The sequence below is a fragment of the Termitidicoccus mucosus genome, assembly GCF_038725785.1.
GTDB lineage: Bacteria > Verrucomicrobiota > Verrucomicrobiia > Opitutales > Opitutaceae > Termitidicoccus > Termitidicoccus mucosus.
In genome coordinates this window covers 3,251,461-3,264,512 of record NZ_CP109796.1, presented here as the reverse complement: position 1 = coordinate 3,264,512, position 13,052 = coordinate 3,251,461, and the positions used below count along the sequence as shown (strand labels likewise).

Genomic DNA, 13,052 nt, shown 5'->3' with positions numbered 1-13,052 from the left:
ACGGAAGGCGAGGCGTCGGCTCCACCTTGCCGACAGAGCATGAGGCGATGCAGCGCGGGTCGAGTGGCACGGGCGGCCCGCCCGTGGACGGCGCTCCGCGCCGCAAACCCACGGACTCATGGGCGGGGTCGCCCGCGCCACGCAATCCCGCGCGCCGTCCCTCCGTCTATAAATGCTGGCACGGTTTTCTTGAAATGCTCTATTGCCTCGTCTTCCGTTTTTGCGAGGCTCGCGGCGTGATTTCTTCGGTTGCCATTCGCAATTTCCGGGCGCTGCGAAACGCGCGGCTGGATCTGCTGCCCTTCAACCTCATCATCGGGCCCAACGGCTCGGGCAAGACGAGCTTGATCGACGGCCTCATGCGCCTGCGCGCGCTCGCCAGGCTGCCCCTGCGCGGAAACGCCGACGAGGAGCGCGAGGCGCAGGGCGGCCCCGAGGTGACGTTTCATTTCACGCCGCCGCATGACGCGCTGGAGGTCGTGATGAGCGGCGCGACGGCCGCCTCGTGCGACTTGCTGCAAGTGTTTCCGCTGGCGACGGGCGAGGGCGCGGACGACTGGGCCGGGTTGCGCGCGCAACTGGCGCGCATGCGCTCGTATGTGTTTGACCACCGCGCGCTGGCGTCGCGCAGCCCCTCGCGCGACGGCGGGGAATTGATGTCAAACGGCGCCAATCTCGCCGCCGTGCTCGCCACCATGCAGATGCACTCGCCGGCGGCGTTCGGGGAATTGCGCGCGGAACTCTGCCGGATCCTGCCCGAATACGACGATGTGCGCTGGGACATCGGGCGGGACGGCACGGTGTCGGTCGGCCTGCATCTCGCGGAAACCGGCGAACTCATCCCGGCCGACCATCTTTCGCAAGGCACGCTCTATCTGCTCGCCATCCTCGCTCTCGCGTTTGAGCCGACCCCGCCGTCCGTCGTGTGCGTCGAGGAAATCGACCGCGGCTTTCATCCGCGGCTGCTGCGGGAGGTGCGCGACGTGCTTTACCGGCTCAGCCATCCGGAATCGCAGGGACTCGGGCGCGCGCCGGTGCAGGTCATCGCGACCTCGCATTCGCCCTACCTGCTCGACCTTTTCAAGGAACATCCGGAGGAAGTGGTCGTCTCGGAAAAGGAGGGTGCCTTCGCGCGCTTCTGGCGGTTGTCCGAGCGCGGGGACTTGGGCGAGCTGCTTGAGGAAGGCTCGCTCGGCGACATGTGGTTCGCCGGCATTCTCGGCGGCGTGCCGCAGGAAAAGGAACCCGGCCCGTCCGGCGCCGCCGAAAAGTGATGAAGCTGGCCATTCTCAGCGAATCCCCGGCCGACGAGGCGGCGGTGCAGGTGCTGGTCGAGGCCGTGCTGCGGCAGCCGGTGGCCGTCGTCAAGCCCTCGCTGCGCGCGCGCGGCTGGCCGTCGGTCGCGCAAGTGCTGCCCTCCGTCATCCGCCACCTCCATTTCAACACCGATGCCGACGGGCTCGTCGTCGTGGTCGATGCGGACGACTCGGTGCTGCACACGCCGCCGCACGACGCGCCCGGCTACTACCATCCGCGCTGCCGCATGTGCCAGCTTCGCGGCATTTTTCGCAAAACCACCAAAAACCTGCCGCCCGCGCATGGGCGCACACGCTTGTTGCGCGGCGTGGGCATCGCGGTTCCGGCGCTGGAAGCGTGGTATCTCTGCGGGCGCGACGAACGGGTCACGGAGGCCGCCTGGGCCGCGGGACAGCACCGCGGCGTGATGCCCTATACGCGCAAGGAACTGAAAAACCGCGTTTACGGCACCGACCGGCCGACCCTCGCGCACGAGACCGAGGTGGCGCTGGCGGAAGTGCGGCGGCACCGGCACGACACCCGCCGCCTGGAATACGATTTCCCCGGTTTTGCGGCCTTGGCGTCTGACTTGCGCTCGTGGAAAGAGTCGTTAACCAGTATCGCCTCCTCTTCAAAATAACCCCCTCGCGAATGTCATCCTCCTCCAACCGTCGGACTTACCTCCCGTGGCTGCTCGAGCTGTTTTTGCTGCCGTCCATCCGGCTGTTTTACCGCGTCCGCGCGCTTCATGCCGGGCGCATCCCGGCGCGCGGCGGCGTGCTGCTGGTGGCGAATCACCTCTCGTTCATGGATATCGCCGTGCTCCAGCTCGCGTGCCCCCGGCGCATCCGTTTCCTCGGCATGGCGGGGCTCAACCAGAACTGGTTTTTCAACTGGTTCTACGAGGTCACCGGCACGATCATCGTTTCGCCGCAGAACAGCATCGACAGCATGCGCCGCATCACGCGGGCGCTCGAGGCGGGCGAGGTCGTGCTCCTCTTCCCCGAGGGCGGCGTGTCGCGCACCGGCGAGCTGATGAAACTCCAGCGCGGTTTCGAACTCGTGGCCCGCCGCGCCGGCGTGCCCGTGCAGCCGGTGGCGCACGACGGGCTTTGGGGCTCGGTGTTTTCCTTCTCCGACAACCGCTATCTCTTCAAGTCCCCCCGCCTGAAACGCACGCCCGTCTGCGTCTGCTTCGGCCGTCCCATCCCGCCCGGCGAGGCCGATCCCGCGCGCGTGCGCCAGGACTTGCTCGACCTCGGCGAGGAGGCGTTTCGCAAGCGCGACGTGCTCAACCGGCACCTTGGCCGCGAAGTGCTCCGCGCCCTCGCCAAGCGCCCCCGCCAGATCCAGTTCATCGACCGGACGGGCGATCGCGCCGAAGTCAGTTCGCTCAAGCTCATCGGCGTCGCCTGCGCGCTTGCCGGCCGCATTCGCAAGACCATCCCCGAGCACCGCGTCGGCATCGTGCTCCCGCCCGGCGCCGGCGCCGCCATCGCCAACCTCGCCGTCCTCGTCTCGGGCAAGGTTCCCGTCAACCTGAACTTCACCGCCGGCCGCGCCTCCACCGAGGCGAGCATGCGCATCGGCGAGATACAAACCGTCTTCTCCGCCGCGGCCATGAAGGAGCGCCTGCCTCACTTCCCCTGGCCCGCCTCCACCATCGACCTGAAGGAGGAAATCGGCGCGATGAGCAAACTGTCCATCCTCTTCTGGATGATCATGGCATGGATACTGCCCAACCAGCTTCTGCCCGTCCTGCGCGGCGTGCCCAGGCACGGCGGCGACGAGGAGGCCGGCCTGCTTTTCACCAGCGGCACCGCCGGCGAGCCGAAGGGCGTCGTGCTCACGCACCGCAACATCCTGGCCAACTGCTGGCAGATTTCCTCCACCTCCGTCCTGCCGCCCTCTGCCGTGGTGCTCGCCTGCCTGCCGCTTTTCCACGGCTTCGGGTTCACGGTCACCCTTTGGTACATGATGCTGCGCGGCTGCCGCACCGTCACCGTCCCGAGCGCGCTCGATTCGCGCAAAATCGTGGATTCCATCCGCGAGGAGGCCGCCACCGTGCTCATCGGTGCGCCCGCGTTTCTGCGCCCCCTGCTCAAGCGCGCCGAGCCCGGCGAACTGCGCACACTGGAGCTCGTCGTCTCCGGCGCGGAAAAGATGCCGATGGACATGTACAATGCCTTCGTGGACCAGTTTCACATCGAGGTGATGCAAGGCTACGGCCTCACGGAAACCACGCCCGTGACCAACGTCAACCAGCACCACCCGCCGGCCATCACCGAGACCGCCGAGTTTCAGGTCGGCAAGCGTCTCGGCTCCGTCGGGCGCCTGCTGCCCGGCCTCACCGCGCGTATTGTGAATCCGGATACGATGGAGGAGATCCCCGTCACCCAGACCGGCATGCTCCTCTTTCGCGGCGCCAACGTCTTCGGCGGCTACCTGAAGGACCCGGAGAAAACCCGCGCCGCGTTTCACAAGGGCTGGTTCATCACCGGCGACCTCGCGCGCTTCGACGAGGACGGCTTCCTCTACATCGAGGGACGCCTCTCGCGCTTCTCCAAGATCGGCGGCGAGATGATCCCGCACGGCACCATCGAGCAGACGATCATAGACACGTTTGACTGCGACGAGAACGAGGACGGCGCGACCATCGCGGTCGTCGGCGTGCCCGACCCCGGCAAGGGCGAGGCCTTGGTGCTCCTCACCTCGCGTCCCGGGCTCACCCCGGAGGTGCTGCGCGCGAGGCTCACCGAGGCGGGGCTGGCCAATCTCTGGATACCCCGCATCGTCGTCCAGACCGACAAGGTCCCGATGCTCGGCACCGGCAAGCTCGACCTGAAAAACTGCCGCGATCTCGTCCTCCGCGAGCTGGAAAACCGCGTCCAGAACGGGGCCGGAAAATAGGCGCCCGCGAAGGCGGATTTTGGACACCGGCGTCTGGCCGGATTTGAGCCATGGGCGGGACGGCACGGAGACCGCCCCTCCATTTGGGAAACCTAATTTCTTCGGGAAATTGGCATCACGCGCGGCAGCGCGCCGTCGTAGCGCAGGCATCCCTGCCTGCCGTCGTTATTTTATCGCGCGAAGCGCTCATTTGTTTCTTGGAAGAAAGTCAGCGGCGCTTTGCGCCTTCGGTTTTGACGGCAGGCAGGGATGCCTGCGCTACGACGGCGCGCTGCCGCGGACTCGACTCCGCACGCGCTCATTTCCGCCGCAGCAGGAACGCCGCCGCGCCGTCGTGCCCGGAGAGCCACGGATAGGCGACCACGCTTTTCTCAAGCTCGAAACGGGCGCCGGCCCGCTCCAAAAACGCCGAGACCACGCGCTCGTTTTCCACCTCGTCCACGCTGCACGTGCTGTAAACCAGGCGTCCGCTCGCGGCCACGCGCCGCGCCGCCGCGTCGAGCAACGCGAGTTGCTGCTTCGCGTGCTTCTCGATGTCGCCCGTGCGCAGCCGCCATTTCACGTCCACGCGGTGCCGCATCACGCCCGTGTTGGAGCACGGCGCGTCGAGCAGCACCGCGTCGTATTCCTCCGGCAGGTTGTGGTCCGCAAACAGGCGCCGCCCCGCCTTCGCCAGGTCCGCCTGCACCAGCGCCACCTCCACGCCCGCCGCCGCGCGCGCCAGGTTCTCGCGCAGCCGGTCGATGCGCGGTCCCGGGAGATCCAGCGCCACCAGCCGCGCGGGCGCGCCGTCGCCCGCCTCCCTCGCGGCGGCCAGCATGTCCGCGATCAGGATGCTCTTGCCGCCCGGCGCGGCGCAGGCGTCGAGGATGCGCTCGCCCGGCCTCGGCGCGAGCAGCCCGACGGCGAGGCGCGTGGACGCGTCCTGCACATAAATGCGCCCGTCCGCGATAGCCGCGCCCGTCTCGGCCCAGTGCCCCGGGCGCACCTCGTAAAACTCCGGCCATTGCGTCGGCGCCAGCCACGCGAGTTCCGCGTCCGACGGCGCCCGCGCGCGCAGCCGCCAGCGCGCCAGCACCGGCGCGGGTTTCTGGTTCCATTCCAAAAAGGCGCGCGTTCCCGCCGCCGAGAATTGCGCCAGCCAGCGCTGCACGAGCCACTCCGGATGCGAGAACCAGGCGGCCAGCTGCGCCGCCGTCGCGAGCGCGGGCGGCGCGTTGTCCGCGGCCAGCGCGGCGGCGAGCCTGCGCACGACGGCGTTGACCAGCCGGGCCTCGGGCGCGCTCGCGAGCGTCTTGGTCTGCTCCACCGCGTGGTGCACCACGCGCGCGGCGTGATGCTCGTCGCCGCCCTCGATCAACTCAAAACCCGCCACCAGCAGCACCGCCTTCAGGCGCGGACGCGGCGCGCGCTCCACCAGAGCCGACAAATGCGCGTCGATGCGGCCCATGTGCCGGATGGCGCCGAAAAGCAGGCTCTGGCAGCGGCCCCGCTCGACGCCGGCCAGCGTGCGCGGCAGCGATTCGAGCAGCGTGTCGGCGCGCTCGTTTTTTTCGAGCCACCGCGCGAGCAGCATCACCGCGAGCGACCAGGGGGTCGCCGGTTGTTGGGAGTCCGTTGAGGAGGTTCCGGTCATTGAGCCAACGTTCGCAGCCCGCGCCCGTTGGCAAGGAATTACGTCGCGAAACCGTCCGACGGCGCTCAACGGCGGGGCGACTCAAAGTGAGGTTATCCCATCTTTCCTCTTTATCTTTCTTCTTTCTCCCCGCCCGTTCCTGACGAAAGAGAAAGATAAAGATAAAGAGGAAAGATTCCGGCAGGTAATTTGACTTTGAGTTACACCCGGATGGGCTTCCCCCGCTCAGCCGTGTTGCCTTTTGGGGCGGCCTCGCCGAGGATGCGCCCCTGTGACCATGACTTGGGGAATGACTTTTCTGCTGCTGCGCGCGCTCGGCGAGACGCTGGTGATGGTGTGTGTCTCGGGCGTGGTCGGCGTGATCGGCGGCGTGCCGCTGGGCGTGGCGTTGTTTGTCACCAAGCCCGGGCGCTTCCTCGCCCGCCCGCGCCTGCACGGCCTGCTCGGCGCGATCATCAACGCCGGGCGCTCCCTGCCGTTTTACATCCTGCTCGTGGCGATGATTCCGTTCACGCGCCTGCTCACCGGCACGTCCATCGGCGTGGCGGCGGCCATCGTGCCGCTCGCGGTCGGCGCGGTTCCCTTCATGGCGCGCATGGTGGACGGCGCGTTGCTGGAAGTGCCGGCGAGCCTGATCGAGGCGGGCAGTTCGCTGGGCGCCCCGGCGCGCAGCGTCATCTGGCGCGTGCTCCTGCCCGAGGCGCTGCCGGGACTGTTGCACGGCGTCACGGTGATGCTGGTCACGCTCGTGAATTATTCCGCGATGGCCGGCGCGGTCGGCGGCGGCGGCCTCGGCGACGTGGGCAACCGCTACGGCTGGCAGCGCTTCGACCCGCTGGTGATGATCCTCGTGGTGGTCATCCTGATCGTCCTCGTGCAAGGCATCCAGTGGCTCGGCGACAGGCTCGTCACGGCCGTGGACCGGCGGTGAGTCCGAAAATGGAGGACGACGCAAGGGCTCAAAATCTTCTTCGCTTTCCCCGCATCCTTCGCGGTTAATCGGGCAATCATTTTCCCGCATTCCTCATCATGAAAAAACGCACTTTCCTCCGCCTCCTCGCCACCGCCCTGGCCGTTCCGCTGCTCGCGCTGGCAGCAGGCTGCGGCCCGCGCAAGGCCCGCGCCAACCACCTCCGCGTCGGCGTCATCGCCGGGGCCGAGGAGCGGCTCGCCGAGGCCGCCGTGAAGGTGGCCCGGGAGCGCCACGGGCTCGAAGTCGAGCTCGTTGTCCTCAGCGACTACAACATCCCCAACGCCGCCCTCGACCAGGGCGACATCGACGCCAACGCCTTCCAGCACCGTCCGTTCCTCGACGCGCAGGTGCGCGACCGCGGCTACAAGATCGTCGCGGTGGGCAACACCTTCGTGTATCCGCTCGCCGCATACTCGAAACGCATCAAGTCCGTCTCCGCGCTGGCCGACGGCGCGACCGTCGCCGTGCCCAACGATCCCACCAACCTCGGGCGCGCCCTGCTGCTCCTCGCGCGCGAGGGACTGCTCGCGCTGCGCCCCGGGGCCGGCATCGACGCCACCGTCCTCGACATCGCCGCCAACCCGAAAAAGCTCAGGATCGCCGAACTCGACGCCGCGCACCTGCCCCGCGCGCTGCCCGACGTGGATCTCGCGATCATCAACACCACCTACGCCAGCCAGATCGATCTCAACCCCGCGCGCGACGGGCTTTTTGTCGAGGGCAAGGATTCGCCATATGTGAACCTGATCGTCGCCCGCGAGGACAACAAGGACAGCCCCGAGGTGCGCAACTTCGTGAAGGCCTACCAGTCCGACGAGGTGCTCGCGGCCGCCGGGCGCATTTTCCCCGGCGGTTTCGTGCAGGGCTGGTAAGGATTTTTTTGCCCCATGAAAAGGCATGGCGCGCGTCCCGCTCTCATCTTTCTCTTTCCTTCATCCTCCAAACGACACCGTGCTTTGCCAAAAAAGGAGAAAGAATAAAGATAAAGAGGAAAGAGAAAGATGAAAACCCACGGCGGGTGCTGTTCATTCTCCCCGAGCCCATTTTTTCCAATCCGCATGTCCGCTTCCAGCCTTCGAAAAACCAAAGTCAAAACCGCCTCTGCATCCAATAAATGGATACGCCAGGCCGGCTCGGCCATCCACGGCCGCGGCGTCTATGCGCGGCGGGCGATCCCGGCGGGCGAGCGCATCGCCGAATACACGGGCGAGCGCATCACGAAGGCCGAGGCGCTCCGCCGTGACGAGGCCCGGCTCGCGCGCCTGCGGCGCGGCGGCGACGGCAGCGTGTATGTGTTTGAGCTGAACAAGCGCCACGACCTCGACGGCCGCCTGTCCCGCAACATCGTGCGTTTCATCAACCACTCCTGCGCGCCGAATTGCGAGACCGCCGTCGTGCGCGGGCATGTCTGGATAAGCGCCCTGCGCGACATCGCCGGGGGCGAGGAGTTGACCTACGACTACGGCTTTCCTTACAGCGAATGGCGCAACCATCCCTGCTGCTGCGGCGCGCCTGACTGCGTGGGATTCATCGTGAACAAAGCCCAGCGCTGGCGCGTGCGGAGGATATTGAAGAGGGAACGAAAGCGCCCGTGAGGGAATTTACGAATTACGATTGAAAAACCCAAACGCAACGCTTTCGCCGCATTCGGGGCGCCTGCCTTCAATCGTAATTCGTAAGTCGTAAGTCGTAAATTCCCCTCTCACTTCACCACGATCACGAGCGGGCGGAATGCGCCGTTCAGGTAAACGGTGAAAAGATTGCGTCCGGCGATGATCGAGCGGCGCGCGGTCTCGATGCTGCCGGCGGGCACGCGGTTGATTTCGACAATGACCATGTTGGGCGCGAGCCGCTCCGCGTAGGGCGAATCGTCGTCCACCGACGCGATGACGAGGCCGTCGAGGCGAGGGTCGATGTTGAGGCTGCGGCGGAGTTCGCCGGTGAGCCGGTTCACGCGCACGCCGGGAAGCAGCTCGTTGTAGCCGAGCGCCTCGCCCTGTCCGCCGAGCCGCGCGGTGACGCGCTGTTCTTTCCCGTCGCGCAAAAGGCTGATCGCGATTTCGCTGTCGGGCTGCTGGCGCGCGACCTGGAGGCGGAGTTCCTGAAAGGTGGTGACGGGCTGTCCGTTGATGGCGGTGATCACGTCGTAGCGTTGCAGGCCCGCCTGCTCGGCCGGGCCGCCGGGCGAGAGGTCCGTGATGATGACGCCGCGGGTGTCGCGCGGCAGGCCGAGCGTCTCGGCCAGTTCGCCGCCGAGCGAATCCACGCTCACGCCGAGGAAGCCGCGCGAGACTTTGCCGCTGGTCACGAGGCTGTTCATGATGTTGCGCGCGAGGTTGACCGGGATGGCGAAGCCGATGCCGATGTTGCCGCGCGTGGGCGAGAGGATGGCGCTGTTGATGCCGACGAGGCGGCCTTTCGCGTCGAGCAGCGCGCCGCCGGAGTTGCCTTGGTTGATGGCGGCGTCGGTCTGGATGAAATCCTCGTAGCCGGCGACCTCGTCGAGGATGCCGACGCGGCGGCCCGTCGCGGAGACGATGCCCATCGTGACCGTCTGGCCGACGCCGAGCGGGTTGCCGATGGCGAACACGATGTCGCCCACGCGGATCCTGTCGCTGTCGGCGAGCGTGACCGCGGGCAGGCCGGCGGCGTCCACCTTGATGACGGCGACGTCGGTCTTCGGGTCGGAGCCGACGACCTCGGCCTTGAACTCGCGCTCGTCGGCGAGCCGCACGATGAGCTCGTCCGCGCCCTCGACGACATGGTGGTTGGTGAGAATGTAGCCGTCGGGCGTCACGATGACGCCGGAGCCGATGCCTTCCTGCTTGAACTCGCGTCCGCCGCCCGGCGCGAGCCACGGGAACGGCAGGCGTTGGCGCACGTAGCGCGAGGAAGCGACCGACACGACGGTCTTCTGCACGGGCTCGAGGACGTCGGAGTAGCTGACGAGCGGGGGACGTTTGCCTTCCGTGACGGGCGTGCCGTCAACCGCGAGCGCGGGCGGGGCGGCGTGGCCGGGCGCGGCGTCGGGTTTCGCCGCGCGCGCGCCGGGAGCCACGGCGACGGCGAAGGCAAACACGGCGGAGGCCGCGAGATAAAAACAGCGACGAGAGGCGGGCGCGGAGCTGGCTTGCGGAAAAAACATGCGGCACACTATACGCGTTGCCGGGCCGTTTGGGAAGCACGGCGGCGGGTTGAAAGGCAGGGCAAGGTTGAAGGACTGAAAGGCTGAAGAGCTGAAGGAGGGTCCGCGGGCGTTTTTTTTCGGCCCTTCAGTCCCTCGGCCTTACAGTCTTTCCCTCGGCTCACAGGCTGTCGCCGAAGTCCTCGCGGAATTTCGCGGCGAGCTTCTGCGGCCAGTCGCTGGTGGGGGCGAGGCGTCCGTTGAAGAAGCGCAGCACGGGCGGCTCCTCGACGAATTTCAGGCCGCCGATGAGGCCGCGGTTCAGGTAAAGCCAGTGGAGGCGGTCGAGGGCGTAGCGGGTTTGCGAGAGCGTGAACACGCGGCGCGGGAACGCCAGCCGGAGCAGTTCGATGTCGGCGAGGACGTCCTTGCCGTTTTCGTCCCGGACGCTCGACACGGTGCCGCGCTCCATGCCGCGGATGGCGCCGGCGATGTAGAGGGCGGCGGCGAAGGCGCCGGCCTGGTATTCCTCGCGGGGGACGTGCGGGAGGATGCCGCCGGCGTCGATGTGCGCGCCCAGCCCGCCGGGGGGCGTCACCATCGGGACGCCGCGTTTCACGGCCTCGTTGACGAAATACTCGATGAACGAGGGGCTTTGCGAGATGACGGTCTCGTCGGTGGTCTCGTGGAGGCCGACCGTCATCGACTCGATTTCGCGGACGCTGATGCCGCCGTAGGTGACGAAGCCCTCGAACAGGACGACGAGGTTTTTCAGCTTGTCGTAGATGGCCTTGTCGTTGGTGCAGATGCCGCCGCCGCGGGACGAGCTGAGCTTGCGCGCCGAGAAATAGACGAGGGGGCACAGGTCGCACATGACCTTGAGGATTTCGCCGACGGAGGCGTCCTTGAACTCGGGCTCGCGTTTTTTGATGAAGTAGCAGTTTTCGCCGATGAGCGAGGCGTCGAGCACGAGCAGGATGCCGTGCTTGTCGGCGACGCGGCGCACTTCGCGCAGGTTGGCGATGGAGAAGGGCTGGCCGCCGATGAGGTTCGTGGAGGCCTCCATGCGGATGAAGGGGATTTGGGCGGGGCCGTGCCGGGCGATGAGGGCTTCGAGGGCGGCGATGTCCATGTTGCCCTTGAAGGGGTTCGTGCTGCTGATTTGCAGCGCGTCGGGGTAGTGGAGGAGTTCGACGACCTTGCCGCCGTTTTCCATGATGTGGGCGAGCGTGGTGGTGAAGTGGTAGTTCATCGGCAGGATGCTGCCGGGCTTCACGAAGGCGCGGGAGATGACGTTCTCGGCGGCGCGGCCCTGGTGGACGGGGAGGAGGTATTTCTTGCCGAGCACCTCCTCGACGGCGTCGCGCAGGCGGGTGAAGCTTTGCGAGCCGGCGTAGGCGTCGTCGGCGCGGTGCATGGCGGCGGTCTGGTTGTCGCTCATGGCGTTCACGCCGCTGTCGGTGAGCATGTCGAGGTAAATGTCGCGCGTGCTGAGCTGGTAGGTGTTGAAACTGGCCTCGGTGATGGCGGCGAGGCGGCGCTCGACGGGCACGAGGTGGAGTTTCTGGACGACGCGCACCTTGTGCAATTCGAGCGGGAGGTCTTCGCCGCTGAAAAATTTCACCTTTGTGGCGGGGCTGGCAGGGGAGGGTTTTTGCATAGACAAAGCAGCCATCCCGTCATGGCGGGTCGCGGGATTCAATAGAAAATTTTGTGTAAAATCCTTTTTGGGGGCATAAAATGGGCGGCGCGGGCGCGGCGCGCCTTTTGCGTTGCCCCACATGCCTCCGCCGCCTAGCTAGCGGGCATGGACAAGCTCGAGGAAATCTTTCGCATGCAGGACGCGCTCAATCGCCGCATCGGGGTCGCGCTGCCGCCTGCCGGTGACGAGGAAAAAGCGAAGTGGGTGCTCAACTACACCCGCGCGCTCCAGCAGGAGACGGCGGAGTTGATCGACTCCGTGCCGTGGAAGTGGTGGGCGAAATACCAGAAATTCGACGAGCAGAACGCGAAGGTGGAGGTGGTTGACTTGTTCCACTTCCTCGTGTCGCTCGCGCAGACGCTCGGCATGAGCGCCGACGATGTGTACCAGGCCTACGTGAAAAAAAACCAGGTCAACCACCAGCGCCAGGACACCGGCTACGCCAAAAAGGACGAGGGCGACTCGCGGCACATTTAGGACCGCGCCTCAATCGAACACAACCGTCTTGTTGCCGTAAACGAGCACGCGATGCTCCAGGTGCCAGCGCACCGCCTGGGCGAGGACGATCTTTTCGAGGTCGCGGCCCTTGCGGACGAGGTCGTTCACGCCGTGGCGATGCGTCACCCGCACGACGTCCTGCTGGATGATGGGGCCGTCGTCGAGCACCGGCGTGGCGTAGTGCGCGGTGGCGCCGATGAGCTTCACGCCGCGCTCGTGCGCCTGCTGATAGGGGCGCCCGCCGGCAAACGCGGGCAGGAAGGAATGGTGGATGTTGATCACCGGACGGTTTGCGCACTTCGCCAGAAAGTCGGCCGACAGCACCTGCATGTAGCGCGCCATGATGACCAGCTCGATGCCGAGCTGGTCGAGCAATTCGAGCTGTTTCGTCTCGGCGGCGGCCTTCGTCCCGGCGGCCACCGGGATGTAATGATAAGGCAGGCCGTAGCCTTTCGCGGCGGCCTCGAGATCGCGGTGGTTGGACACGATGGCGACGATGTCGCACGCGTGGTCGCCGGATTTCCAGCGCAGGATGAGATCGTGGAAACAGTGGTCGAACTTCGAGACGAAGATCGCGACCTTCGTGCGCCGCGCGGCGTCGGCGACGCGCACGGTCATGCCCAGGGTCTCGGCGAAGCGTTTGAAAAGCGAGGCGTCGGCGGCGAGTCCCGAGGGGGCTGCGGTCCACTCGATGCGCTGGAAGAAAATTTCCGCCGCCATGTCGCGATGCTGGTCGGCGTGCAGGATGTTGCCGCCGTTTTCGTAGATCCATCCGGAGGTTTTTGCAACGAGCCCGGCGCGGTCGGGACCGTGCAACAGGGCGACAATGGTATTGGGCGTGCTCATGTGAAAAACGGGCAGCATAAGGCCATTTGCCCGCGGGACACAAGAAGCGAGCGAGGCAGGGCCATGT

Annotated in this window: 11 protein-coding genes; 7 read left to right on the top strand and 4 right to left on the bottom strand. The window is 66.6% G+C overall.

The genetic code is table 11. From position 1 onward, the window contains the following. Positions 1-26: 26 nt before the first annotated feature. Genes OH491_RS11590 through OH491_RS11580 form a run of 3 tightly spaced genes read left to right on the top strand, consistent with a single transcriptional unit; the run spans position 27 to position 4,206 of the window. Positions 27-1,274: an AAA family ATPase gene (locus OH491_RS11590; RefSeq protein ID WP_334319453.1), complete on the top strand. Its 1,248-nt coding sequence runs from the start codon at positions 27-29 to the stop codon at positions 1,272-1,274. Then, entirely contained in the window at positions 1,274-1,936 is a 663-nt protein-coding gene (locus OH491_RS11585) for a hypothetical protein (RefSeq protein ID WP_068771266.1), read from the top strand. The genes OH491_RS11590 and OH491_RS11585 overlap by 1 nt, the downstream gene beginning before the upstream one ends. 11 nt (positions 1,937-1,947) lie before the next feature. Next, positions 1,948-4,206 carry an AMP-binding protein gene (locus OH491_RS11580; RefSeq protein ID WP_068771267.1) on the top strand — a complete coding sequence of 753 codons (2,259 nt, stop codon included), beginning with the start codon at positions 1,948-1,950 and terminating at the stop codon, positions 4,204-4,206. Positions 4,207-4,504: 298 nt separating this feature from the next. On the opposite strand, the gene OH491_RS11575 is transcribed toward OH491_RS11580, so the two are convergent. Then, positions 4,505-5,842 (bottom strand): RsmB/NOP family class I SAM-dependent RNA methyltransferase, encoded by a 1,338-nt coding sequence (locus OH491_RS11575; protein ID WP_334319454.1) that lies wholly within the window; start codon positions 5,840-5,842, stop codon positions 4,505-4,507. A 277-nt stretch (positions 5,843-6,119) separates the two neighbouring features. Here OH491_RS11575 and OH491_RS11570 point away from each other — a divergent pair, with 277 nt between their 5' ends. From OH491_RS11570 to OH491_RS11560, 3 genes are all read left to right on the top strand, one after another. Beyond that, entirely contained in the window at positions 6,120-6,773 is a 654-nt protein-coding gene (locus OH491_RS11570; RefSeq protein ID WP_068771268.1) for a methionine ABC transporter permease, read from the top strand. A gap of 98 nt (positions 6,774-6,871) precedes the next feature. After that, on the top strand, positions 6,872-7,687 hold the full coding sequence (gene metQ / locus OH491_RS11565) for a methionine ABC transporter substrate-binding lipoprotein MetQ (protein ID WP_068771269.1): 816 nt from the start codon (positions 6,872-6,874) through the stop codon (positions 7,685-7,687). Positions 7,688-7,873: 186 nt separating this feature from the next. Further along, the gene (locus OH491_RS11560; RefSeq protein WP_334319456.1) at positions 7,874-8,410 is read left to right on the top strand and encodes an SET domain-containing protein; all 537 of its coding nucleotides are present in this window, start codon (positions 7,874-7,876) and stop codon (positions 8,408-8,410) included. Between the two features lie 107 nt (positions 8,411-8,517). Here OH491_RS11560 and OH491_RS11555 read toward each other — a convergent pair whose 3' ends face one another. Both OH491_RS11555 and OH491_RS11550 read right to left on the bottom strand, forming a co-directional pair. Further along, positions 8,518-9,960, bottom strand: a complete 1,443-nt coding sequence (locus tag OH491_RS11555; protein WP_068771270.1) for a trypsin-like peptidase domain-containing protein — start codon at positions 9,958-9,960, stop codon at positions 8,518-8,520. A gap of 160 nt (positions 9,961-10,120) precedes the next feature. After that, positions 10,121-11,599 carry a tryptophanase gene (locus tag OH491_RS11550; RefSeq protein ID WP_068771271.1) on the bottom strand — a complete coding sequence of 493 codons (1,479 nt, stop codon included), beginning with the start codon at positions 11,597-11,599 and terminating at the stop codon, positions 10,121-10,123. Positions 11,600-11,746: 147 nt separating this feature from the next. On the opposite strand from OH491_RS11550, the gene OH491_RS11545 reads away from it, so the two are divergent. After that, positions 11,747-12,118, top strand: coding sequence for a dUTPase (locus OH491_RS11545; RefSeq protein WP_068771272.1), 372 nt, complete (start codon positions 11,747-11,749; stop codon positions 12,116-12,118). Between the two features lie 9 nt (positions 12,119-12,127). Here the strand turns inward: OH491_RS11545 and purU are convergent, their stop codons facing one another. Beyond that, positions 12,128-12,985, bottom strand: coding sequence for a formyltetrahydrofolate deformylase (purU, locus tag OH491_RS11540; protein ID WP_068771636.1), 858 nt, complete (start codon positions 12,983-12,985; stop codon positions 12,128-12,130). Between the last annotated feature and the right edge of the window lie 67 nt (positions 12,986-13,052).